Source organism: Enterococcus sp. AZ080 (assembly GCF_051714945.1).
Classification (GTDB): Bacteria; Bacillota; Bacilli; order Lactobacillales; family Enterococcaceae; genus Enterococcus_B; species Enterococcus_B pernyi.
The window spans coordinates 2,505,171-2,529,254 of the sequence record NZ_JBIOSV010000001.1 but is presented as its reverse complement, the minus strand read 5'-3'; the positions used below and the strand labels follow the sequence as shown (position 1 = coordinate 2,529,254).

General features: G+C 38.8%; 19 protein-coding genes. 10 read left to right on the top strand and 9 right to left on the bottom strand.

What is annotated here, in order from left to right; translation table 11 throughout:
* Nucleotides 1–31: 31 nt before the first annotated feature.
* The 3 genes from IGK01_RS12000 to IGK01_RS11990 form a co-directional block, all read right to left on the bottom strand.
* Nucleotides 32–1,819, bottom strand: coding sequence for a glycoside hydrolase family 35 protein (locus tag IGK01_RS12000; RefSeq protein ID WP_438840786.1), 1,788 nt, complete (start codon nucleotides 1,817–1,819; stop codon nucleotides 32–34).
* 12 nt (nucleotides 1,820–1,831) lie between these two features.
* Nucleotides 1,832–2,995, bottom strand: coding sequence for a glycoside hydrolase family 88 protein (locus tag IGK01_RS11995; RefSeq protein WP_375152507.1), 1,164 nt, complete (start codon nucleotides 2,993–2,995; stop codon nucleotides 1,832–1,834).
* A 267-nt stretch (nucleotides 2,996–3,262) separates the two neighbouring features.
* Complete coding sequence (locus tag IGK01_RS11990; RefSeq protein WP_023520339.1) at nucleotides 3,263–3,970, bottom strand: GntR family transcriptional regulator; 708 nt, start codon at nucleotides 3,968–3,970, stop codon at nucleotides 3,263–3,265.
* A 217-nt stretch (nucleotides 3,971–4,187) separates the two neighbouring features.
* Between IGK01_RS11990 and IGK01_RS11985 the strand changes: the two genes are divergently transcribed.
* The 4 genes from IGK01_RS11985 to IGK01_RS11970 all read left to right on the top strand — a co-directional run bounded on the left by IGK01_RS11985 (nucleotide 4,188) and on the right by IGK01_RS11970 (nucleotide 9,874).
* Complete coding sequence (locus tag IGK01_RS11985) at nucleotides 4,188–5,111, top strand: PTS mannose/fructose/sorbose transporter subunit IIAB (RefSeq protein WP_375152505.1); 924 nt, start codon at nucleotides 4,188–4,190, stop codon at nucleotides 5,109–5,111.
* Between the two features lie 17 nt (nucleotides 5,112–5,128).
* The gene (locus tag IGK01_RS11980) at nucleotides 5,129–5,926 is read left to right on the top strand and encodes a PTS mannose/fructose/sorbose/N-acetylgalactosamine transporter subunit IIC (protein WP_010734299.1); all 798 of its coding nucleotides are present in this window, start codon (nucleotides 5,129–5,131) and stop codon (nucleotides 5,924–5,926) included.
* Nucleotides 5,919–6,719, top strand: coding sequence for a PTS system mannose/fructose/sorbose family transporter subunit IID (locus tag IGK01_RS11975; RefSeq protein WP_029593929.1), 801 nt, complete (start codon nucleotides 5,919–5,921; stop codon nucleotides 6,717–6,719). The genes IGK01_RS11980 and IGK01_RS11975 overlap by 8 nt, the downstream gene beginning before the upstream one ends.
* A gap of 137 nt (nucleotides 6,720–6,856) precedes the next feature.
* The gene (locus tag IGK01_RS11970) at nucleotides 6,857–9,874 is read left to right on the top strand and encodes a polysaccharide lyase 8 family protein (protein WP_349520401.1); all 3,018 of its coding nucleotides are present in this window, start codon (nucleotides 6,857–6,859) and stop codon (nucleotides 9,872–9,874) included.
* Nucleotides 9,875–9,984: 110 nt separating this feature from the next.
* Here IGK01_RS11970 and IGK01_RS11965 read toward each other — a convergent pair whose 3' ends face one another.
* Nucleotides 9,985–10,893, bottom strand: a complete 909-nt coding sequence (locus tag IGK01_RS11965; protein WP_438840785.1) for a cation transporter — start codon at nucleotides 10,891–10,893, stop codon at nucleotides 9,985–9,987.
* A gap of 171 nt (nucleotides 10,894–11,064) precedes the next feature.
* Between IGK01_RS11965 and IGK01_RS11960 the strand changes: the two genes are divergently transcribed.
* Nucleotides 11,065–11,697, top strand: coding sequence for an NAD(P)H-binding protein (locus tag IGK01_RS11960; protein WP_062806156.1), 633 nt, complete (start codon nucleotides 11,065–11,067; stop codon nucleotides 11,695–11,697).
* 310 nt (nucleotides 11,698–12,007) lie between these two features.
* Here the strand turns inward: IGK01_RS11960 and IGK01_RS11955 are convergent, their stop codons facing one another.
* A complete protein-coding gene (locus tag IGK01_RS11955; RefSeq protein ID WP_077151977.1) occupies nucleotides 12,008–13,024 on the bottom strand; it encodes an NAD(P)-dependent oxidoreductase in 1,017 nt (338 codons plus the stop codon).
* 39 nt (nucleotides 13,025–13,063) lie between these two features.
* Nucleotides 13,064–14,092 (bottom strand): AEC family transporter, encoded by a 1,029-nt coding sequence (locus IGK01_RS11950; protein ID WP_077151978.1) that lies wholly within the window; start codon nucleotides 14,090–14,092, stop codon nucleotides 13,064–13,066.
* 286 nt (nucleotides 14,093–14,378) lie between these two features.
* Here IGK01_RS11950 and IGK01_RS11945 point away from each other — a divergent pair, with 286 nt between their 5' ends.
* The 3 genes from IGK01_RS11945 to IGK01_RS11935 are packed head-to-tail and all read left to right on the top strand — an operon-like array spanning nucleotide 14,379 to nucleotide 17,901.
* On the top strand, nucleotides 14,379–15,719 hold the full coding sequence (locus IGK01_RS11945; RefSeq protein WP_096081791.1) for an aminotransferase class III-fold pyridoxal phosphate-dependent enzyme: 1,341 nt from the start codon (nucleotides 14,379–14,381) through the stop codon (nucleotides 15,717–15,719).
* 18 nt (nucleotides 15,720–15,737) lie between these two features.
* On the top strand, nucleotides 15,738–16,838 hold the full coding sequence (gene ald / locus IGK01_RS11940) for an alanine dehydrogenase (protein ID WP_023520329.1): 1,101 nt from the start codon (nucleotides 15,738–15,740) through the stop codon (nucleotides 16,836–16,838).
* 28 nt (nucleotides 16,839–16,866) lie between these two features.
* Nucleotides 16,867–17,901: an NAD(P)H-dependent amine dehydrogenase family protein gene (locus tag IGK01_RS11935; RefSeq protein ID WP_077151979.1), complete on the top strand. Its 1,035-nt coding sequence runs from the start codon at nucleotides 16,867–16,869 to the stop codon at nucleotides 17,899–17,901.
* 76 nt (nucleotides 17,902–17,977) lie between these two features.
* Here IGK01_RS11935 and nrdF read toward each other — a convergent pair whose 3' ends face one another.
* The 3 genes from nrdF to nrdH form a co-directional block, all read right to left on the bottom strand.
* Nucleotides 17,978–18,943: a class 1b ribonucleoside-diphosphate reductase subunit beta gene (gene nrdF / locus IGK01_RS11930; protein WP_010734316.1), complete on the bottom strand. Its 966-nt coding sequence runs from the start codon at nucleotides 18,941–18,943 to the stop codon at nucleotides 17,978–17,980.
* 51 nt (nucleotides 18,944–18,994) lie between these two features.
* Nucleotides 18,995–21,154, bottom strand: a complete 2,160-nt coding sequence (nrdE, locus tag IGK01_RS11925; RefSeq protein WP_062806161.1) for a class 1b ribonucleoside-diphosphate reductase subunit alpha — start codon at nucleotides 21,152–21,154, stop codon at nucleotides 18,995–18,997.
* A 181-nt stretch (nucleotides 21,155–21,335) separates the two neighbouring features.
* Nucleotides 21,336–21,560, bottom strand: a complete 225-nt coding sequence (gene nrdH, locus IGK01_RS11920; RefSeq protein ID WP_010734318.1) for a glutaredoxin-like protein NrdH — start codon at nucleotides 21,558–21,560, stop codon at nucleotides 21,336–21,338.
* Nucleotides 21,561–22,209: 649 nt separating this feature from the next.
* Here nrdH and IGK01_RS11915 point away from each other — a divergent pair.
* Both IGK01_RS11915 and IGK01_RS11910 read left to right on the top strand, forming a co-directional pair.
* Complete coding sequence (locus IGK01_RS11915) at nucleotides 22,210–23,028, top strand: GH25 family lysozyme (RefSeq protein WP_023520326.1); 819 nt, start codon at nucleotides 22,210–22,212, stop codon at nucleotides 23,026–23,028.
* 235 nt (nucleotides 23,029–23,263) lie between these two features.
* Nucleotides 23,264–23,899: a GntR family transcriptional regulator gene (locus IGK01_RS11910; RefSeq protein WP_010734320.1), complete on the top strand. Its 636-nt coding sequence runs from the start codon at nucleotides 23,264–23,266 to the stop codon at nucleotides 23,897–23,899.
* Nucleotides 23,900–24,084 lie beyond the last annotated feature (185 nt).

The following is a 24,084-nucleotide window of genomic DNA, read 5'->3' as shown; positions in this document are numbered from 1 at the left end:
GATGACTCTCGTCTTTGTTTAGTTATCATTATCAAACACTTTGCTCAACTTTCGGTTCTGCGAGAAAATCTAAAGAGTGGATCTCGACGCCTTCTGTTTCGAAAATCACCACTTCATTTTCCCCTTTTTTAAGGAAATCTTTTGGACAATAAAGTGAATAGATCGGTCCACGATTCCAATAGCGGCCAAGGTTGATCCCATTGACAAAAATCACTCCTTTACCATAGTTGGAACAATCGATATACGTATCTATCGGCTCGGCTATATTAAATGATACGTGATAAAACGAAGGATGAGCTGGATTTTTGCCAGCTTGATAGTCGATCAGCTGAAGTTGCTCGGCTGATAGTGGCAAAGGATAATGTAGATAGCCTTGATGGAAATGGATATCTTGCATGATTCCGCCACGAATCCCTTTTGTTTGGGTCGGGTTATTCAATTTTGAGCCATAATTGACTCTTCCATGATTTTCTACTAGTACATCTAATTGGATTTCTTCATTTTCTGTCTTTCCTTGGATCATGAACTCTTCACCGATCGTTGTTTGGTCTTGCGTCAATTGATAGGTTTCGTCCACATAAACAGAAACTCGATCACTTGCTTCGATGATCCGCACTTTGTTTTCATGGTGATAGTTTTTCAATGCCAAAGAATATAAGACGTAACCATACCCATTACTGACTTGTTCCATCGTCATAGGATATGCGGTAGGTACCGCTTTTGCTAGTGTTTCTTTTGTGTTTAGTAAAGAAACGCTAGTATCAATTGGGTAACTACCAAGAGACTCTAATTGTTTTGTACGTGGTTCTGCTTGCCATACGTCGGGGCAAACTTCTTTGATTGCTTGTTGGACAGCATAATATTTTTCTGTAGGTTCACCCGTTTCAGTGAGTAACGCATCGTAGTCATAGCTTGTCAATTGTGGTAAATCGGTATTTCCACGTGCGGAACAGCCATTATAAAAACCAAAATTGGTGCCTCCATGGAACATGTAAAGATTCAAAGAACCGACTTCTAACATATCTTTGACTTCATTCGCTAGGTCTTGAGCATCTCGTTTGATGATCGGCTCGCCCCAGCGATTAAACCAACCATCCCAATATTCCATACACATCAAGGGCCATTTTTTCCCATGTTTCTCAAAAAAGGTTTGCAAGACCGCACTATTCTCTTTAGAATGACTACCAAAATTACCAGTGACGAATACATCATCTTCAATCAGCGTTCCAGCATCCAATACTTCATTCCAAGCGCCATCGGAAGTAAATAGAGGAACAGTGATGCCGGCATTCTCTAGTAGTTGTTTCGTTTCACGTAGATACGCTTTTTCCATCCCATAAGAACCATATTCATTCTCGATTTGGATCATGATAACAGGGCCACCGTTTGAAATTTGTAAAGGGAGGATCTTGGGCAGTAAGACATCATAGTATTTTTTGACTTTTGTCATAAATCGTTCATCCGTCGAACGCAAACGAATACCTGGTTCTTTTAACAACCAAGCGGGTAGACCGCCAAACTCCCATTCTGCACAAATATATACAGAAGGGCGTAAAATGACCATCAAGCCAAGTTGTTGAGCAAGTGCAACAAAAGCAGTGAAATCATTCATTCCTTCGAAGTTGAATTGTCCTTCGTTGGGTTCATGGATATTCCAAGGGATATAGGTTTCGACAGTATTTGCGCCTAATGCTTTCAAGTTATATAAGCTATCTTCCCATTGCGATTGAGGAAGACGGAAATAGTGGATGGCGCCACTGATCAATTTGATCGGCTGCCCATCTAAAAGAAAGTCTTCTTTTATTTCAAAAGTTTGCATGTTGGTTTCTCCTTACCAATATTTTTTCCACGAGGGTTTTGCTAAACGCATCAGAGCTTCTAGATAGAAATAATCGCCCCAAAGATTAGGTTCATCGATTCCTTTACCTTCTGCATGGGCATATACGCCATGTAGTAATAGACCTTCATTATCAGGTTCGGACAAAGATGTGTAATGTTCGCCTAATTGGTAGAGCATTCCTTTCGCTAATTCTTCAGACTGAGGATACGCTTCCATATTTGCGGCTTCTAATAATCCACAGGCGGTGATCGCTAAGGCTGAACTATCTTTGTCAGAAGGATGTTCATCTGTGAAATCAAAATCCCAATAAGGAACAAGGTCTTCTGGCAAATGTGCCAAAAAGACATCCACGATTGCTTCATAATTTGTAGGTAAAGACGAAGTTTTTAAATAACTTTCATTTAAAGGAATCCCAAGAACAGCCCAACTTTGGCCACGTGCCCAAATCGACGCATCGCTATTTCCCTGATGTGTGGCACCGTGAGTTGGTGTACCGGTTGAAGGATCAAAATAATACGTATGGAAAGTTGTTGCGTTTTCTCTAACAACGGTACGTAACACTGTTTCGTAATGTTTCTTTGCTACTTCTCGATAATGATCATTACCTGAAATCTCAGAAGCTTGGAACAATAAAGGTAAGTTGATCAATGAATCGATGATCAAGCGATACTCTTTTGGATCGCCATACGCGCCCCAGGCTTGGATAAATTGTCCTTTTTCTTGAAAACGTGCAAGTAAGACATCTGCGGCTTGAAGCAATTCTTCTTTGCATAATAAGCTGTTGGTTAAACGATAGCCTGCACCAGCAGATAAACTATATAAGAAACCAATATCATGATGATCTAATACGTGATGTGTGGTTAAACGCTCTTTGAAACTATGGATATTTTCCATAGCACGTACGAGAAATTTCTCTTTGCCAGTCCATTCATAAGCCAACCATAACATGCCAGTCCAAAAGCCATTCGTCCAGTCATCATTAGGTTTGATCCGATAGATCCCATTTGTTGCGCAAGCCGACGGAAAATCTAGACCGTAGCGTGTCATATTATGTTCGATTTTTTGGCAACACCAATCAATTTGCTTCGCTAGCCAGGCGCTATCGACAGACTGACTTATGGAAATAAGGGAATCTTTTGTTTGTTGTAATCCCATCATACCACTCCTCTTAATTTGTTAACATATTAACTTTAAACTAGTATAACCTAAATAATCAGAAAAAGCGAATGGCAAAATAAAAAAACAGAAAGATCGGAAAATAAATAACTTTATTTATTTTTTAAAGTAGGTAACTCCGATCATGGATAGATATATATAGTTAAGAAGGAATCCACAAAACGTTCAAAGAACGGTCTGATGGATTCCTTCTGGTTTTGCTTATTTAATTCAATGGGTGCGAAATTACGGCTATTACCGTTCTACTTATTCTGCTTCTACTTCGATTTTTGTTTTGAAATATTTCCAGTGCTTATAACTAATGATATATTCGGCTACGCTTCGATCGGCAAGAAAAGAATGCTTGACTTGTTTGACGACTGGTTCGCGAAAGCTTAACTTTAACAAGTTCAATAATTCTGGATCATCGGGAAAGACAATTTCATTCGTCTCAACAGATGAAAGAGAGAAGAGGTCGATCCCAAAATCTTTTCTCACTCTCTCGTAGATACTGGAGTATTGAGATAAGTCTTTACTAATAGGTTCCTTGACCAAACGTTTTGGCAGATGAGTGATATGCACAAGGAAAGGGATATCCTCAAAATATCGCACTCGTTTGATGCGATAATAAGAACCATTTTTTGGTAGTCCAAGTTCTTCTAAAATTTCAGGTTCTTGCGCTTCTTCTATCGAAACGACCTTGACCTTCTCTTTATCTAATGAATGTAATTCGATATCTGAGAATTTGACTGATTGAGAGACTTTTGATTTAGAAACAAAGGTCCCTTTCCCTTGGACGCGATAGAGATAGCCAGCGGTTGTAAGCTCATTCAATGCTTTAACGGCTGTGATCGAGCTGACAGAATATTTTTTCTTGATATCTGCTTCTGAGTAAAACTTATCTCCAGGAACAAATAAATGATTTTTGATTTCAGCTAATAATTCTTGCTTAATTTGTTCATATTTGGGAATCACCACATGAGACCTCCTTTTTTTGCGGTATTCAATTAATCTTACCATAACATGTTAACTTGTTTGTGGCAATGGATTAATTTTGGATCTAAATTTTTTAAGAAAAAAATATAATATGTTAAGATGTTAGGTTTACGTTTGAGTTAATATGTGATATAGTGTACGTAATCAATAGCTAACATGTTAAGTAGCTTAGATGTTTATTTAAGGGGGAAGAGAGATGAGAAATATCTTATTGGTCAGTCATGGTAGCATGGCCGATGGAGTCAAAGCCAGTTTAGAGATGATCGTTGGCGTGCAAGAACATGTCCACACACTTTCTTTAAGACCAGATGGCGATAATTTACAATTTGAACATGAATTAACTGAGAAAATGAAAGCCCTTAACGGTTCGACCTTGATTATTGTAGATCTGCTAGGTGGGACACCATGTAACACAGCGCTAAAAAATTACCTAGAAGATGAAGAAGTTACAATTATTGCTGGGATGTCTTTACCTTTAGTCATGGAAGCGACCCTTAATCCACAAGCAACGATCGAGGCGTTGATCGATTTGGCACGCGGGGGTATCGTAGATGTCAAAAACAAGATGATCGCAACGGAAGCGGAAGAAACGCAAGCCGCAGAGGGAGATCTAGCACAATATAAGGAATTTAAAGGCAAAGCGAATATTGTCAATGTAAGGATTGATGAACGCTTGATTCATGGTCAAGTTGCAGGAATTTGGTCCACAAGTTTGAATACACAACGGATCATCGTGATCAATGATGAGGCAGCAATGGATTCTTTACAAAAATCTTCATTAAGAATGGCAGCGCCTACATCTATGCGGCTATCCGTTTTAACTGTTGCTGCGGCGGCAAAAAATGTTCAATCTGGCAAATATGGCAAGCAACGTATTTTTTTACTTTTTAAAAATCCAACAGATGTCTTGCGGTATTTAGAAGCGGGCGGTGAGCTGGCTGCAATTAATGTAGGAAACATGAGTCATAAAGAAGGTGCGAGAGAAATCACGAAAAGCATCAAGGTCATGAAAGAAGAGGAAGCAGTGTTTGAAGCAATCGCAGCCAAAGACATAAAAGTGACCGCTCAACTGGTACCAAATGATCCAGTCATCGATTTTATGGAAAAACTAAGAAAGTGATTTAGGAGGAAATAATCATGCAACATTTAGCCATGTATCAAATTATTCTTATTACAGTTTATGCTTTTATTGCAATCAATGATTCACTTATTTCAAATACGTTGACGCAACCAGCCATTGCGGGAATGATCTCCGGGATGATCATGGGAGATTTAGAAACTGGCTTGATGGTAGGGGGAACCCTTCAATTGATGCGTTTAGGGATTGCGGCTTTTGGAGGTGCATCTGTACCCGACTTCTTCACTGGCGCTGTATTAGGAACGGCGTTTGCTGTTATTTCTGGTAAAGGGGCGGAATATGGGATTGGTCTAGCTGTACCAGTATCATTACTGATGCTACAGCTTGATGTCGTTGCTCGCTTCTGTAATGTCTTTTTGCTTCACCGTGTCGATCGTGCGATTGAAGATATGCGTATCAACAGTATCCCACGGTTAGTATTATCTGGTTCATTCCTATGGGGGCTTTCTCGAGCAATCCCGATCTTATTGATGTTACTAGTCGGTGATGCGGCAGTTTCAACAATCACAGAAAATACACCTGAATGGTTGATGAATGGATTGCGTACAGCAGGTGGCGTACTACCAGTTGTCGGTGTGGCCATCCTTTTACATTATTTACCAGCAAAACAGTATATTCCTTACTTACTTTTAGGTTTCTTCTTATCAGCATATCTACAAGTACCAATGCTTGGTATTTCAATCGTTGGTGTTATTGCTGCATTGCTAGTATTCAAACGAGATAACGAAAAAGAAGCAACTGCTCAAACAGTGACAACCACTGGAACACTTGAAGGAGGTTTTGATGGCGATGAGTAATCAAAAGTTAACGAAAAAAGAATTGAATGTCATCAGTTGGCGCTATATCCTTGGTAGCCAATTGAATTGGAACTATGAGCGTATGATGAGTACCGGTTATCTCTATGGTATTTTACCTGTACTGAAAAAATTCTATGGGGAAGACAAATCACAATTACAAGATATGATGAATACTCATAATCAATTTTTCAATACGAATGCAATTTTTGGGAACTTGATCATGGGGATCGATGTGGCAATTGAAGAAGAAGATGGTTACAAAGCAAAAGATACGATTGTCGCGTTGAAAACAGCGTTGATGGGTTCATTGGCAGGGGTAGGCGATTCATTATTCCATGTCATCTGGGGAACGATTTTTGGTTCAATCGCAGGTACATTGGCACAAAGCGGATCAGTCGTTGGCTGTGTGATCTGGATCATTGCCAATATCGCTTTACTTTTTGGACGAGCAGCATTATTACCACTTGGCTATAAGCAAGGAGTTAAATTAGTTACGACTCTGAAAAATAAACTAACAGCATTCACCAACGCAGCAACTGTTTTAGGGATCACAGTTATTGGTGCCTTGATTCCGTCAGTTATCAAAGCAACGGTTCCTTTCGTTTACAAACAAAATGGGGTGGAGTTAGTTGTTCAAGATACATTAGATGCGATCTTACCTTCATTAGTACCGGTTTTATTAGTCTTATTGACTTACTGGATGTTAGGTCAGAAGAAATTGAATTCAACTCGCGTGATCTGGATCATTTTGATTCTTTCGATTGCATTAAGTGCTGCCGGGATCTTAGCTTAAATGATTCATAAAAAATGAATGAAGTGATCGCAAGGTCGTGATCCGATCTGCAAGAAAGAATCGTTCGAAATAAGAATGCGCCTTTCTTGCAGATTTTTTTAGTTCAAAAAATATCTATAATCAAAAAGGAGAACAAAATGAAGCGTTGGTCAACAAAATTAGTGGTGACATTAGGGTGTAGTTTATTCGTTGGTATTGGGTTAGGGTACAGTCAACAAGTCGGTGCAGAAGGAACACAGACTGACATGCAAAAAAATACGACATCAGGGAACTATGAGTCAGATTTTTCGCAGCATTTGGGTACTTGGCAAGACATTGTTGGAAAAGCAGATAAATATACCAACGAGAATGGGTTACAGATCGCAAACCAGAAAGTCAATCAACAATTTGAGTCTGTGTCGTTATTATTAGATGCAGGTGTCCGTAGCTCAGGTGATCTAGAATACACGTTTCTATATGAGGGACAGACCAATTTTGGACTAGTTTTTCGAGGAAACGATCAGACGACATCGAACTGGCAATCGTTTGCCTATATGCGCGATGGTGAATGGCAATTGGGGCAGCCTGGGGGGAAATGGTTGACAGCCATCAAAGGTCCTACACTGATTTCAGGACAAACCTATAAATTGTTACTAAGATATGAAGGAACATCGTTCCAAGCATATTTGAACGACCGTTTGTTGTATGAAAATCAAGAAGTTCTTTATTCTGATGGGACAACGATCAATGGGGACTGGTCAGGTTATTCAGGGATTCGGTTATTTGGGAATGAGAGTAAATTAACTATTTATTCCATGCGTAGTGGAGCGGTCAATAGTCTGCAAGTGGAAGAACCGACAGAAGAATTTCAAACAATGAAAGCAAACTGGAAAGATCAACTTGTGTCAACAACGACCGATTTAGCTAATCCAGCGATTGCCAATTATGTAAACGCTCTTTCTGACGAAGCAGAAAAACTTTACGAGACAATGAATCAAGATCCTGACCGCACGTATCTGTGGCCATTAGAATCTGGGAATACCGCTTCGGCAGATTTAACCACGCAATTTACAAAGTTGCAAAAACTAGCGTTAGCATATGGAACGAATGGGACAAGTTTTTATCAAGATGAAGTCATCAGTCAAGCGATTCAAAGTGGATTAGATTTTATGATCACAAAAAAAGGCTATGATGGAACAAAGTATCATGGCAATTGGTGGGATTGGCAAATCGGAGTAGCTCAAAAATTTGTGGCAATTTTGATGGTGCTGGATGAAGACGTACCAGAGGAGAAACTTCAAGAGTATACGGCTGTGTTGAGTAAATATGTACCCGATCCATTTAAACAACTCTACACAAAACCACAAGGAACTTTTGTCGCGCTTGATTTTATACCAAATTTTTCAACGACTGGTGCGAATCGCACAGATTTAGCGCAAACTGTTTTAGGACTAGGTCTCTTACAAAATGATCCAGCGAAAGTTACACAAGCAGTTGAGAGTATCACAGATGTCTTTAAATTGGTGACCCATGGAGATGGATTTTATCAAGATGGTTCATTTATCCAGCATGAAACGATCCCTTATACAGGCTCTTATGGCAATGTACTAGTCAAAGGCGTAGGCCAAATTTTATCGATCGTCAAAGAATCTCGCTATACGTTGACAGCTGATCAAATAAAGTCCTTTGTTGATAACGTACAATCGGCATTTATCCCATTAGTGTATCAAGGTGAAATGTTGCCTTTAGTCAATGGTCGCTCCATTTCTCGAGTACCAGCAGCGACAAAAACGGGTTACGGATCGACAACGATGTACAATTTAATGATCGTGGCGAAATTTGCACCTGAAACACAGCAAAAAGCTTTACAAGAAGCAGTGAAATATTGGATGTTGTCTAATCCTAACTATTATTTGACAAATACGAGAGATTACAATGATTTGATGATGACAACGGAGCTATTGGCTAATACCACGGTGATGGGTAAGCAACTACCGTTCATCGGAACAAAGATGTACCATGCAATGGATCGGTTTGTCCAACGAACAGAGAATTACCATTTAGGATTAAGCATGTATTCGAAGCGAATCTCTTCATTTGAAGCAGGAAATCTGGAAAATCAACGAGGCTGGCATACGTCTGACGGGATGATCTATCTTTACAATGATGACCAAGTCCAATTCGGTCCGAGTTATTGGCCAACAATCGATCCTTATCGTTTACCTGGTACGACCATCGATACAGTACCTTTAGCAGATGAAATTTCAGCATTTACTACAGTGACTTCAAATGAAACATGGGTAGGCGGTGCCGTTGCTGGAGATCAAGGTGTAGTAGGAATGGCTCTTAACAAAGAAGGAACAAAGAATAATGGAACGACCTTACCGATGAATGTACAAGGGAAGAAGTCATGGTTTACATTGGATGGGCAAATCATTGCCTTAGGTGCCGGTATTACAGGAGATACAACTGCTTCAATCGAAACAATTGTCGATAATCGTTTATTAAATGATTCGTATACGTATCAAGTACTTTCGGATACAGGAATGATTGATCAGTCACAACAAACGAAGGAGACATCTTGGTTATTGTTAGAATCAGATCATCAACATGCGTCGATCGGTTATTATTTCCCACAAAAGGAAACAGTCGATGTGATCAGTGAGACACGTACAGGTACTTATCGAGAAATCAATGAAGCATTTCCTAGTGATACACCCTATACAGGTGACTACCGCACCTTCTCAATCAATCATGGACAGCAACCAAAAGATGCAGAATATGCTTATGTGATGTTGCCCGGCAAGACTCAATCGGAATTAGCAGATTATGCAGCAAAACAGCCAGTTGCGATTTTGCAAAATACCAAAGAAATCCAAGCAGTCGAAGTGAAAACCTCTGGTTACTTAGGCATCAATTTTTGGCAAGAACAAGGCGGAGAAATGGCAGGGATCAAAACGAATAAACCAATTTCTTTACTAAAACAAACGAAGGCAGAACAAACAGTTTATACAATTACCAATCCAACGCAACAAACTGAACCAGTAACACTTACTTTACCAAGTGATTTTACTGACGTGGTGTCTACGAGTGAAGGGATTGTCTATGATAGTCAAACGCACACATTCACCATTGACTTCGCACAGTTTGAAAGTAAAACGATTGTTGTTAAATAGATCTACCTTTCTAAGTCATAATTAAACACAGAACAATTGAAAAAAACAGAAGCTTCCCAATCGTTTTCGTATTGGAGGAGCTTCTGTTTTTTTATAAAGTACGCTCTTTCTTAAGCCCACTTGAGATCACCGATAAAGTTGATATTCAACCATAAAGAATAGTCAGAGAAACCTTCAGTTACTTTGCGGTTGAGTTTATCTCTTAGATGATCTTGCGCGCGGATACTATCTAATTCACTGTCGGGTAAAATCACGATATCTAGTTCAAGAATGACTTGATCCCCGACTTTTGCGATTCGTAAGACATAGGTTTCGATAGCGACATTTTGCAAGAGCTTATCAACTACTAACAATATTTTTTCGCGCAATTCATATTTTGGGGGTGCATAAGTAAGTTCTAATGTGGCACTTTTGATTTCAGTCACTGATAGATAAATATAGAAAATGGTGATTCCAATGGAAATCACAGGGTCGATCAATTGGGTGATTGCAAGATATGGCGTTTTTGCTAGTACACCAGAGACGATGATCGAGACCACGACTCCTAAACTGAACAGAAAACCGAAGCGCCATTGTTCCAGCTCCACCTTATAAAAGGAATGATTGATCGGATTTTTTTTCAAATAAAGATAAAAGACAAAACAAAAGAATGTCCCAAACAAAGAAAAAGGCAAACCAATCGCTAAATCAACGTAGGTATCTGCATAAAGCAAACTGAAAAAAGACTCAATCAGGCCATAGGAAGAAATCAATAGGATGACACTGTATTGGATAAAAACAACCAAGGGCATCAGTGATTCCTTTCCAAATGGAAAACGTTCAAAATCTTGTGTCTGGATAAACTTAGCAATATATAATGCGATCAGAGACATCAGCGCACCGACCATCGTATAGACACCATCAAGCAAGAGGACATTGTAATTGATCATCAATCCTGTAAGTAGCGCTAAAAGACCATAAACGGTTCCTGCAATGATGGAGGCGGTTAATAATTTTTTTATTTTTTGCGTATTTTTCATATAACTAAAACCCTTTCTGGAATAGATGCTTTTTTGAGAATCATACTGATTGTAATAAAAGATGCGAATAAATACTTGCGGTTAGAGTCGTTCTAAGCCTTATACTTTACTCATCTTATCAAAGGAGGAGCGTTGTACAAGTAAAAAATCAAAACTAGAGGTGGGAATAGATTGAAAAAAAACGTATTGATCCTTGGTGCATCAGCACCAATTGCTAAATATAGCTATGAATTTTTAAAAAATGATCCTACTGTGAATGTCACTTTATTTTTGAGAAATCCGGATAAAGTCTTTGATAAGGAGCGAAGTATCATTGGTGATGCGATGAATCTAGATGATTTGGTTCATGCAATGAAAGGCATTGATATCGTTTATTCTTGCTTAGGTCCTTACAATATGGTGCCTTTAGCTAAACATGTGATCAAGGCGATGAACCAGAATAAGATCAAACGCGTATATTGGATGGCAACACTTGGGATCTACGGTGAAGTTGACTTCAATGACGAAGAAGCAGTTGCAGAGTTGGGCGACTATCGCGATCCTGATACTTATTTAGGGGACCAGCGTATTGCAGCAGATTTGATTGAGAACAGTCATCTAGACTTTACCATCATCCGTCCTAATTGGTTAACCGATAAAGAGATTGTTGAGGATATTCGTATCGAGAATAGAAACGGAAAAAGTTACATTGGTGAAATCAGCCGACAAACTGTAGGGAAATACCTAGCAACTTTGATCAACGAGCCAACTACTCATATGTATGACTCTATTGCATTAACAGCAAAGGAAAAAATACACGAGTAAAAATAATTGAGGTTTGACAGAAATTTTCAGCTTTGAAATAAGGCAGGACCCCCAGAAAGCATTCTTTGATTTTCTGGGGATTCTGTCTTACTATTTTTTGTGATGATCGAAAGGAAAGTAGTTAAGACAAACGTAAGATTCACTTTTGTCTGTCACCATACAAACAAATCAACGGGAAGAATTAACGAAACCACTTCGAAAATAAGGCAACAGCTACAAAAATTGGAAGAGCAATTTTTATAGCTATCGCCTTATTTCATGAGGCTAAACACTTCGGTGCAATATCGGATCGCTGATTCTTTGATGGCGACTACCCAGCCTGAGTGGGAAGCGTGTTGGCACAGTCCAATTGATTGAACATTTTATAAAGATTGTCAAAACTTGTTTCGATCATATTAGATACTGCTTCGTCGGTGTTCGAACCAATATGTGGAGTAATGATCACTCGCGGATACATATCGATCAGCGCCTTAGCTGTTGCATCGATCAATAAGGGATCTTCATCAAAATTTTTGTTGAAAATCAGCGCTTCATTAGGCAAGACATCTGTACCAAATCCAGATAGTTTTTTGCTTGTCAACGCATCAAGGATTGCTTGATTATCCTGTAACTCCCCTCTAGCAGTGTTGATCAAAATCGCATCATCCTTCATTTTTTCGATAAAATCTTTATTAATGAAACGTTCATTTTTACCGGGGATGTAAGGAATATGGATACTGACGATATCACTTTCTGCCAGTAAGTCATCAAGCGACTTAAATTCGATGAATGCTTTTGCTTCTTCACTTGGATATAGGTCATTACCAATCACCGTTGCGCCTAATCCTTTGAAAAGTTTTGCTTCTGTTAGTCCGATGTTCCCCACGCCAACGATTCCAACTGTACAGTTTCGGACTTCTTTACTGAACATAAAGCGATCAATCGTAAAATTATAAGCAGCTGTTTTATTCGTTGTATGAGTTGTTCTACGTAAAAGCATCATTGCTAAAGTAACAGATAATTCAGCGATTGCATTTGGTGAATAAAATGGTACATACGCGACTTGCATTCCATGATCGTGAGCTGCCATTAAATCAATATGATTTGTCCCCACTGTACGCGTGAGGAGGAACCTGATCCCGAATTGGGCAAAGCGTTCGATATTCATGCGATTTGCTAAACAATTTCCTCGAACGATGATGGCATCCATTCCTTTTGCTTCTGCGTAATTTGTCTCATTTAATAAATCTTCTACTAGTTTCAAGTTGAATCCGTGGACATTCAACTGCTGAAAGAGAGATCTTTCAGCAGGGCGAACACCATAACATACAACATTTAAATTTTTCATAGTATAGTTTCCTTTCGTTAATTAATTATATAATGTGGGTTAATTTCCAATCAAGTTTAAGACGATGATCCAGATAGGGATTAAGACGATCGAGAAGAGTGTAGAAAGTAAAGAGGCGTTAGAGGCAAGTACTGCTTCTTTTTCAAAATTGATGGCATAAGCAACCGCAACTGTTGCAGCTGGAGTAGCCATCATAATGATCATCGTACCTAGACCAACTGAATTCACTGGTAAAATATTCATTGCGTTCAACAGTAAAATTGAAAGTAAAATCACAAGTGGGAAGACAATGACTTTGATGAATGAATAGTACCAAGAGGTGTGACTGCTGAGGGTTTTTCCGAATGGCAGATCGCCTAATGTGATCCCGATTGCCAACCAAGCGAGTGGGGAGGCTAAACTAGAGAGGAACGTCAAAGGTTTAAATAGCCATGGCAACGTCTGATCGATTCTTAAAAAAGCAACAGATTCAGAACTAGACTGAGCAATTTGAGGTAAGCTATCTTGGAAGAGCCAAATAAATAATCCGATAAACGTTGCCAATACGATTGGGTTCAAGATCATTTCTCTAATATTCTTGCGTGCCATTTTCAATCCGCTCATCTTTAGATAAGCATAAGAGTATAAAAAGATACGATAACCAATGTTAAAAATCGATGCGTACAAAATCCCTTCTGCGCCAAAAACTGCACCGACGACAGGAATACCGAAGAATGTTGTTGACCCGAAAATAGAGAGTACACGCAATGTGTCTTCTTTATTTGGTGCATATCTAAAAAAGAAGAATTTACTTAGAAAAATCAAGAAAACGTGGACTAATATTCCGAGAATCAAAATGTTGATTCCTTGATTCAATACTTCATCATTCAATTCCTGCATAAACGAATTAAAAGCTAATGCAGGAATTGCGACAGTTAAGACGACCTTAGACAAAGTCTTTCCGACATCTGATGAGAAAACCTCACGCTTTCTTAAAAAGTAACCTAATAATATAATAAACAGTGTGGAAGTGATCGCACTGATAATTTCCATGTTGATGACATTGCTTAATGTTTCTGATAGTGACATTTAAATTTTCCTCCTCAATTCTTGTGAATGTTTTAATTTTTTTATTTAATCAGCTGTGCATGTGTACCACTCCTCCTCAATTACATCCTAGAGGTTAGAATCGTTATAAGGTCAATATGCTTTACAAATAAAATCACAAAAGTATTTTTTCTTCTATATAAGTGATTTTTTTACTTTTTTAATGTAAGCGATTTTATTAAAAGAATAAAAAAAAGATTGACCTTAGAGTTGTTCTACCCTTTAGTCTTAACATGTAAACAGGAAAGCAGATAAAGGAGAGAATAATATGAACAATCGCAAGAAAAAGTATTTTTGGCATCCGATGACGGATACTCGAGCAAGTGAAGAAGAAACAATCGTTATCGAACGTGGAGATGGGAATTTTATCTATGATGATACGGGGAGAAAATTACTCGATGGTGTTGGTGGATTATGGTGTATGAACGTTGGTCATAATCGCCCTGAAATGAACCGAGCAATTGCTGATCAAATGGAAAAATTATCTTACTATCAATTGTTTACGAATATTGCCCATCCCAAGGCATATGACTTGGCAGAAAAAATCATTCAAATGACGCAAGAAGAAGAGATGGCGAAAGTATTCTTTACTTCTGGAGGAAGTGATTCAGTAGATACTGCTTTAAAAATCACAAGACAATACTGGCAAGCAGTAGGTAAACCGACAAAGAAAGTATTTCTGTCATTGGAAAAAGCCTATCATGGGATGCATTATGGTGGAACGTCGATAGGTGGCAACCCAATCTATCGGGAATTTATTGGTCCAGGTTTACAAGATTGTGTACGTGTCTCTTCCCCGCATTTGAAGAAAAATAAATGGAATTGCCAAGATCCAGAAGAATTGACAAAACACTGTATCGCTGAACTAGTTGAAACGATTGAACAGATTGGCGCAGATCATATTGCTGCATTTATTGCTGAACCGATCCAAGGTGCTGGCGGTATCATCGTTCCACCAACTTCTTATTGGCCAGCTTTAAGGGAGGTTTGTGATACTTATGATATTTTATTGATTGCAGATGAAGTGGTGACAGGTTTTGGCCGTTCAGGACATCTTTTTGGTAGTCGTGGCTGGGGCATCAAACCAGATGCTATGGTTCTAGCGAAAGGATTATCTTCTGGGTATGTTCCACTAGGGGCTACTGTTTTTAACAAACGCATCGTTGAAGGCATCGAATCAGCGACCAATGGAGCTAATGTCATTATCCATGGGCATACTTACGGTGGACATCCGCTCGGCTGTGTGGCAGCATTAGAAGCTTTACGTATTGTGGAAGAAGAAAATTTAGTTGAAAATGCCCGTGAAGTCGGTGCATATTTATTGGAACGTCTAAAAGGACTTGAAGGAACATATGACTGCATTAGTGATGTTCGTGGAAAAGGCTTGATGATCGCTATCGATTTTGAGAATACAGGGAAATATGATGTGGAACAAACAGCAAAGAATGTACAAGCCGTGGCTGATTATGCCATCAATGCAGGCGTCTTGCTACGTGATGAATTACAAACGATTATCATTTCACCATCGTTGACCTTTTCAAAGGAAAACGCAGATCAACTATTCGATGCGATTCATATGGGCTTTGAGAAGTGGCAAAAGCAACAATAATTCAAAGGAGGATATAATATGACAATCATTGGTGTACCAAAAGAAATCAAAAATTCAGAGAAACGTGTAGGCGTGACACCCGCAGGAGTCAAAGAGTTAGTAACAGCAGGTCATATCGTTTATGTAGAAGAACGTGCAGGGGAAGGATCAGGCTTTACAGATAGTCAATACCGTGAAGCTGGCGCTCAGATCAAAGCTGATCCAGAGACAGTCTGGTCGGCAGAAATCGTCGTGAAAGTCAAAGAACCACTAGCATCAGAATATCAATACTTTAGAAACGATTTGATTTTGTTTACGTACTTGCATCTAGCCGCAAATCTTGAATTGACTGAAGCATTGATCAAGTCTGGAACAACAGCGATTGCCTATGAAATGGTTACGAAAAACGGAGCATTCCCATTACTCGCACCAATGAGTGAAGTCGCTGGCCGTTTAGGCGGTCTATTGGGTGCGGAGATTTTAGCGAAGCAAAGTGGAAAATTGATTTCAGGTGTAACAGGTGTTTTACCGGTTCAGGCAACTATTTTAGGTGGTGGGATCGCCGGAGTGAGTGCGGCACATTACTTGCACGGATTAGGAGCAGATGTGACGATCTTAGATATCAATGTCGACCGCTTACGTGAATTGTCAGAGATGTTTAATGGACAAGTAAAAACCCTCTACTCAAGCCCAGCGAATATTGAGAAAATGGCATTGACTAGTGATATCGTGATTGGTTCAGTCTTATTACCAGGTAAAAAAGCCCCACATCTTATCACAGAAGAATTAGTGAAGCAGATGAAAGAAGGAACGATCTTGGTGGATATTGCGATTGACCAAGGCGGCTGTTTTGAAACAAGCCAGCCAACCACCCATGAAGAACCGACTTTCGTTAAACATGGAGTGATCCACTACTCGGTTGCGAATATGCCAGGTTTAGTTCCTCAAACGTCTACGTTAGCTTTAACGAATGTCACGATGAGATATATCAAGGGCTTAGCCTCCCAATCACTGACAGAAGTCATCCAAACGTATCCAGAGATCCTACCAGGAATCGGTACCTATAAAGGAAAACTGACCTGTCCTGAAGTGGGGGAAGTCTTTGAGCGAACCGTTGACGATATTCGTGAGCTCGTTTAAAAATTTTCTAAAAAGTGAGGGAAATACAATGACTAAAAAAATTCGTATGGTCCAAGTCGGCTGTGGAAAAATGTCGAAAGAGATTATCAAATATGCCATGGCAAAAGATATTGAAATCGTTGGAGCTGTAGACAATCGTCCAGAGGCGATCGGTCAGGATCTGGGGCTATATTTAGGATATGACCAAGCTTTAGGAGTGAAAATCTCTAACGATCCCCATGAAGTATTTCAAAACTGTGATGCCGATGTGGCATTAGTCACGATAGCTAGTTATATCAAAGATTTCATGCCAAGTTTAGAGATACCCTTGACCTATGGAGTCAATGTTTTAACAATCAGTGAAGAAGCTTTATATTCTTGGACGACTTCGGTTGCAGAAACCAATCGTTTGGATAAAATCGCAAAAGCCAACAACGTTACGATTTCAGGAACAGGAATGCAAGATATTTACTGGGTGTTGTTTCCAACGCTGCTGGCTGCTGGCATGAATGATGTACAAAAAATCAGTGGGGAAGTTAGTTATGATGTCGAACACTATGGGAAAGCGTTAGCGGAAGCGCATGGTGTGGGCTATGATCAAGTAAAATTTGACAAAGAAATTGCCAATGCAACCGATTTGCCTTCCTATTCTTGGATGACCGCAGAAGCCATCTGTGCCAAAATGGGTTGGACGATCAAACGCATTGCTCAAAAGAACGTTCCAATCGTTTTAGATAAAGATATTCCATCGAAAACAATGGAACGGCCGATCAAAGCAGGCGAAGCGATCGGCATGTCTGCCGTTGCAACGATTGAAACGGTACAAGGTCCAGTGGTGGAAGTCGGTTGTACTGGGAAAGTCTATCAGACAGGTGAAGGCGATTTATGTACTTGGTCGATCGAAGGAACGCCAAGTATGCAATTTGAAGTGACCAAACCAGATACACCAAAGCATACGTGCGCTACGTTGATTAACCGGATACCTACGGTGATCAATTCAAACGCAGGCTATGTCACGATCGATCAATTGCAACCTGTCGAATATATGACGTATCCAGCACATCTTTATTTAGATAAAAAATAGGCAGAACTAAGGTTGGTAGTTGGTTAAAGAGAAACAAAAAAAGAGCGAGGATGCAATATCCAAGCTCTTTTTTTGTTTAGTCTAAACCAATCAAGTAATCTTCATCTTTCATCGCTTCTACGTTACCTAATAGGTAGCCGTTTCCGACTTGAGAGAAGAAATCGTGGTTACTTGTACCAGTAGAGATCCCATTCATCACGATTGGGTTGACATCGTTTGCTGTATCAGGGAATAGTGGGTCCATTCCTAGATTCATCAATGCTTTATTTGCATTGTAGCGTAAGAATGTTTTGACTTCTTCCGTCCAACCGATTGGATCATATAATTCTTCTGTGTAGCGCTCTTCGTTTTCGTATAATTCATATAACAAATTATACATCCAGTCTTTCAATGTTTCTTGTTCTTCTTCAGGTAATTCGTTGTAACCTAGTTGGAATTTATAGCCAATATACGTGCCATGGACAGATTCGTCACGAATGATCAACTTGATGATCTCTGCCACGTTGGCTAATTTATTATTTCCTAAATAATAAAGTGGTGTATAGAATCCTGAGTAAAATAAGAAGGTTTCTAAAAAGACACTCGCAATTTTTTTCTCTAACGGCGTACCGTTTTTGTAGATCTCATTGATACGCTCCGCTTTTTTCTGTAGATAAGGATTGGTATTCGTCCATTCAAAGATTTCTTCGATTTCTTTTTTCGTATTCAATGTACTGAAGATCGAAGAGTAACTTTTCGCATGGACAGACTCCATAAATTGGATATTGTTCAATACCGCTTCTTCATGGGGCGTGCGGACATCTTTACGTAATTGATCCATCCCGCTTTCTGATTGGACGGTATCAAGTAAAGTCAATCCACCAAATACGTGACCAACTGTATCTTTTTCTAATTGGGAAAGCGTACGCCAGTCGTCTAAGTCATTTGACAAAGGGATACGTGTGTCTAACCAAAATTGCTCAGTTAATTTCTCCCAAGTCGATTTATCAATGATATCTTCAATTTCATTCCAGTTTATCGCTGCATAATAAGTTTCTGACATGAGAATGCTCCTTTATTAAAATCCAGTAACGGGTTCTATCACTAAGTGAAATTAGATCACACAGCTTTCACATTGGTTGCTGCCGATTTCTTCTGCATCGTCTGTAAACGTACGTACATAATAAATCGATTTGATTCCTTTGTGGAAAGCGTAGTGTCTTAGAATATTTAGATCACGTGTGGATTGTTTTGTCGTTTCTTTCCATTCGTACAAACCTTCTGGGATTTCTGAACGCATAAACAACGTCATACTCATTCCTTGATCCACATGTTTTTGTGCTGTGGCATAAATATCGATCACTTTACGCATATCCATATCATAAGCAGAAGTGTAATACGGGATTGTTTCATTTGATAAATAAGGCGCTGGGTAATAGATTTTCCCAATTTTCTTTTCTTGGCGTTCTTCGATCATACGAGTGATCGGATGGATACTTGCACTAGTATCATTGATATAAGAAATAGAACCATTAGGTGCTACAGCTAAACGATTTTGGTGATACAAACCATCTTTCATGATTGCTTGCTTCAAGTTTTCCCAGTCTTGGGCAGTCGGAATAAAGATACCATCAAACAAAGCAGCAACTCGTTCAGATTTTGGTTGGAATTCGCCAGTGACATATTTATCAAAATAAGTGCCGTCTGCATAAGCTGATTTTTCAAAATTATGGAAGACTTGTTTTCTCTCACGTGCGATATTGTTACTTTCAACAAGTGTCCAGTAATTCAACAACATGAAATAAACATTGGTAAAATCAATTGATTCTTCGGAACCATATTCCATTTGCTCTTTGGCAAAATAAGTATGAAGTCCCATGGCACCAAGTCCGATCGTATGATTCAATTTGTTCCCGTTTTGGATCGGTGGAACCACGTCAATGTCTGAAGCATCTGTGATATACGTCAATGCACGAGTCATCGTGCGGACAGAGCGACCAAAGTCAGGGCTATCCATCAAATTGACGATGTTTGTAGAACCTAAGTTACATGAGATGTCTGTCCCTAACTCTTCATATTCTTGCTTGCCATTGATGACAGAAGGTGTCTGTACTTGTAAAATCTCAGAACATAAGTTACTCATGATAATTTTACCGTCTACAGGATTTTCACGATTTGCCGTATCAATATTGATGATATACGGATAACCAGACTCTTGTTGTAATTTAGAGATTTCATTTTCTAAATCACGGGCTTTGATTTTTTGTTTACGGATATTTGGATTTGCGACTAAATTGTCATATTCCGCAGTGATATCTACGTAAGAAAATGGCACACCATATTCTTTTTCCACACTATAAGGACTGAATAGATACATTTCTTGGTTTTTACGTGCTAATTCATAGAATTTATCTGGGACGATCACACCAAGTGATAAAGTCTTCACGCGAATCTTTTCGTCTGCATTTTCTTTTTTTGCTGAAAGGAACATCATGATGTCTGGGTGGAAGACGTTTAAATAAACGACACCCGCACCTTGACGTTGTCCTAATTGGTTCGAATAACTAAAGCTATCTTCAAACAATTTCATGACTGGAACAACACCGCTAGCTGCACCTTCGTATCCTTTGATCGGCGCTCCGGCTTCACGTAAGTTAGAAAGTGTGATCCCAACACCACCACCGATTCGTGAAAGTTGTAAGGCAGAGTTGATCGAACGACCGATTGAATTCATATCATCCGTTACTTGAGTCAAGAAACAAGAAACAAGTTCACCACGACGTTTACGTCCAGCATTCAAAAATGAAGGGGTTGCTGGTTGATAACGTTGGTGGATCATTTCATCAGCTAAAGCTAAGGCTAGTTCTTCGTCGCCATTCGCAAAGTACAACGCATTGAATGCGACACGATCTTCATAAGATTCCAAGTAGGCAGAACCATCATTTGTTTTTAACGCATATTGAGAGTAGAACTTATAGGCTGCCATGAATGATTTAAATGTAAAGTTTTGTTCGAATAGGAATTGATAAAGTTTTTCAATAAATTCACTACTATATAATTGAATGAACTCTGCTTCTAAATATTGGTTGTCGATCAAATACTGGATTTTGTCGATCACTGTTGGAAACGTCATCGTATTTGGTTTGACATTTTCTTCAAAAAAAGCAGCTAAAGCTTCTTTATCTTTATTTAAAGGGATTTGCCCGTTGACTGGTCGATTGATTTCATTGTTCAGCTTAAAGTAGCTGACATCTTTTAGATTTTTAAGACTCATACATACGCCCAACCTTCTTTTTGATTTTGATGATACGTGTTTGACCACAAGATATAGTGGTGTTCATTGCTGTAAAAAAGGATTTGGGGAGGTTACGGACAATATCCGTAAGTCCATCAAATCCATGGTGGCAGAGGATCAAGTAAATCCTCGATCTATTTGACAACTGTTTGAATGATTCTTAGCTAGCTAAGTGACGTAGTTGATCTGGTCTGAAACCAATGACAGTCGCTGCGTCTGAAGTGATGACCGGAACACTTTGGAATCCTTGGTCTTTTAACCATGAGATTGCTTCAGGTTGCTCGTCGATATTTACTTCTTCAAAGTCGATTTTATTTTCAGCTAAAAAGCGTTTCACCATTTTACATTGCATACAATTATTTTTTGAAAAGATTTTTACGTTCATTATTATTTGCCTCCTTGCTCGTGTGTTTTCTCTATAATCAATAGTATAAATCTATTAGTAAAAAAGTCAATCAACAAACACTACATCTTGTGTTGTGGGAATTGTGGAATACTATGTTTTGTGGTTTTTGAAAAACAATGAAAACAAGTATCTCGTGCAGATTCGCTTGTATTAATACAGAAATGCTTGTGGAAAACTCCGTTAAAAAATATTTTTTTAACCTTTGCTTGCCAATAAATGAATGTTCGATCGAAAAATCACAAACGAAAAAGGTATGCAAAATGATGGAAAGAAGAAGAGAAATAAATGCAGATCAAAACCAGAAGAAAAAGGTATTTATACATTTTAGAGATAGAAATTTTTTCACAAAACGAAAAATGATCATGAAGTGTCTAAGGATCATCGAAAAGAGAAACCCGAATCAAAATAGCAAAAGTCAAAAGAGTACTCACTATATATAGTAGTAAGATGATAAATGTTGTAAAAATTGAACTAACAATATTTTTTTAATTTTTAATAACGATGTTATGTTTAAAAATTGGTTAATTGTCATGTTATCTGTTTTTTTATTCCTAGATTTTTGTTTAAATAGAGCCAACAGGACGTCTTGTTGATGCTTTGAAAATTCAATAAAAGGAAGCGATCCAAGATGCGTACAATGGTCAAATGGGTAGGTGTTATTTGTTTTACTTTACTAGTTTACGTTGGAGGAACAGCACAGGCAACTTCGATTCCAATCAAACCTACGATTACTGAAAAAAATCAACATGTGTTAGGTAGCAGCAACCAATTCTCAGAGTCATTCACTCGAAGTCTGACAGACGATTCAGGAATCTCCGCTGCAGAACCAGGCAGACCAGCTAAAGATTTTATTGACATATCTTCCAATAATGGCAAGATATCGAGTGAAGAATTTCAAACGATGAAAACCTACGGCATTAAAGGGGTAGTCATAAAATTGACTGAAGGAGACTCGTATAAAAATCCGCTTGCTCCTGAACAGATTGCTTCAGCCGTTGCGGCAGGCCTAAAAGTAAGTGTCTATCATTATGCGTGGTTCAATGAAGAAGCTGACACAAAAGGGGAAGCTCAGTTTTTATTGGATTATATGAAAGAGTTGAACCTGTCATCGTCAACTGTTGTTGTCAACGATAGCGAAAATCCAAAGATGAACGTGGACAAAGTGACAGATAATGCATTGGTTTTCCAAAAAGCGATCCAACAGGGAGGCTATCAAAACGTCGCCCACTATTCGAGTGCTTCTTGGTTCACCGAAAACAAATTGGATATGACACGTCTAGGAAAAGAAAATTGTTGGGTTGCACAGTGGCCCTACGATCCTTCTGATAAAAATCCTTTGCATACAGATACAGCAGCTTGGCAGTGGGCAAGTGATCTTTATTTCCCAGAATTTCCTAGCCGTCATTTTGATGTAAGTAGTGACTATTTGAAAAAATTTACAAGTTAAATGAAATTTATTTTTTAGCGCAAGAAACAAAAAGACAACCACGAAAATTTTTTGATTTTCGTGGTTGTCGCTTTATTCTCGAAGTGAGTGATACGAACTGTTTAGTTTGAGAAATCAACTGATAACTACCGGATTTCTTGTATAGAAGAAAAAAATAAAACAAGTTTACTTTTGCTTCTTTGAAGCGTCCATAGTAAGATGTTAGCTGACAAGTAGATGAAAGAGGAAGAATAAAATGAGTGAAAAAACCAAACTGGTTCGCCCACGTTATCAACAGATCGCTGTTGATTTGGCTGAACGAATCGTAGAAAATCGTTATCAAATCGGCGAGAAGATCCATGCAAGATCCACTTTAGCAAGCACGTATAACGCTTCGCCAGAGACGACTCGTAAAGCAATCAATGTTTTGGTCGATCTGGGGATCATGGAAGTTCGTCATGGCAGTGGCGCGTTTGTAGCATCTAAAGAAAAAGCAAAGGATTTCCTTTTACAATACCAAGATGTGCAATCGATCCAAGAAACAAAAGCAGAAATCATGGAAAGCGTGAAAAAACAACAAGAAGAATTGAACCATTTTTCACAACTATTGGATCAACTGGTGAGCCAAACGAAACGAATACATAAGATGAACCCACTTCTGCCTTTTGAACTTGCTTTGACAGAGGAAGCGGCTCACTTAAACCAATCCATCAGCGAATTGAATATTTGGCAAGCCACTGGTGCAACAGTGATTGCAATTTCCCACGATCAAGAACTGTTGGTCTCGCCTGGTCCATATGCTAAATTTTCAGCGGGGGATACTGTCCACTTTATTGGGAACGAGTATACGCTGCAACGAATGACAAACTTTTTTTATCCAGATGGGCAGTGAACGAGCGGATAAGAAAAATCTCATTTAATTCTAATTTTGGTCAATCCCTATACTGATAAGGGATTGACCATTTTTTTGTATAGTTTCACTAAGAATAGAGATGCTTGAATTTTGACAAAGTGACTACATGATGTTATCGTAGTGTGGTCACTTTTTTCAGAAAGAAAAATGAATTTACATACAAA

What these genes read in the sequence shown, in the direction of transcription:
- IGK01_RS12000 (WP_438840786.1), bottom strand. Translation starts at nt 1,819, where the DNA reads ATGCAAACTTTTGAAATAAAAGAAGACTTTCTTTTAGATGGGCAGCCG.
- IGK01_RS11995 (WP_375152507.1), bottom strand. Translation starts at nt 2,995, where the DNA reads ATGGGATTACAACAAACAAAAGATTCCCTTATTTCCATAAGTCAGTCT.
- IGK01_RS11985 (WP_375152505.1), top strand. Translation starts at nt 4,188, where the DNA reads ATGAGAAATATCTTATTGGTCAGTCATGGTAGCATGGCCGATGGAGTC.
- IGK01_RS11980 (WP_010734299.1), top strand. Translation starts at nt 5,129, where the DNA reads ATGCAACATTTAGCCATGTATCAAATTATTCTTATTACAGTTTATGCT.
- IGK01_RS11975 (WP_029593929.1), top strand. Translation starts at nt 5,919, where the DNA reads ATGAGTAATCAAAAGTTAACGAAAAAAGAATTGAATGTCATCAGTTGG.
- IGK01_RS11970 (WP_349520401.1), top strand. Translation starts at nt 6,857, where the DNA reads ATGAAGCGTTGGTCAACAAAATTAGTGGTGACATTAGGGTGTAGTTTA.
- IGK01_RS11965 (WP_438840785.1), bottom strand. Translation starts at nt 10,893, where the DNA reads ATGAAAAATACGCAAAAAATAAAAAAATTATTAACCGCCTCCATCATT.
- IGK01_RS11955 (WP_077151977.1), bottom strand. Translation starts at nt 13,024, where the DNA reads ATGAAAAATTTAAATGTTGTATGTTATGGTGTTCGCCCTGCTGAAAGA.
- IGK01_RS11950 (WP_077151978.1), bottom strand. Translation starts at nt 14,092, where the DNA reads ATGTCACTATCAGAAACATTAAGCAATGTCATCAACATGGAAATTATC.
- IGK01_RS11945 (WP_096081791.1), top strand. Translation starts at nt 14,379, where the DNA reads ATGAACAATCGCAAGAAAAAGTATTTTTGGCATCCGATGACGGATACT.
- ald (WP_023520329.1), top strand. Translation starts at nt 15,738, where the DNA reads ATGACAATCATTGGTGTACCAAAAGAAATCAAAAATTCAGAGAAACGT.
- IGK01_RS11935 (WP_077151979.1), top strand. Translation starts at nt 16,867, where the DNA reads ATGACTAAAAAAATTCGTATGGTCCAAGTCGGCTGTGGAAAAATGTCG.
- nrdF (WP_010734316.1), bottom strand. Translation starts at nt 18,943, where the DNA reads ATGTCAGAAACTTATTATGCAGCGATAAACTGGAATGAAATTGAAGAT.
- nrdE (WP_062806161.1), bottom strand. Translation starts at nt 21,154, where the DNA reads ATGAGTCTTAAAAATCTAAAAGATGTCAGCTACTTTAAGCTGAACAAT.
- nrdH (WP_010734318.1), bottom strand. Translation starts at nt 21,560, where the DNA reads ATGAACGTAAAAATCTTTTCAAAAAATAATTGTATGCAATGTAAAATG.
- IGK01_RS11915 (WP_023520326.1), top strand. Translation starts at nt 22,210, where the DNA reads ATGCGTACAATGGTCAAATGGGTAGGTGTTATTTGTTTTACTTTACTA.
- IGK01_RS11910 (WP_010734320.1), top strand. Translation starts at nt 23,264, where the DNA reads ATGAGTGAAAAAACCAAACTGGTTCGCCCACGTTATCAACAGATCGCT.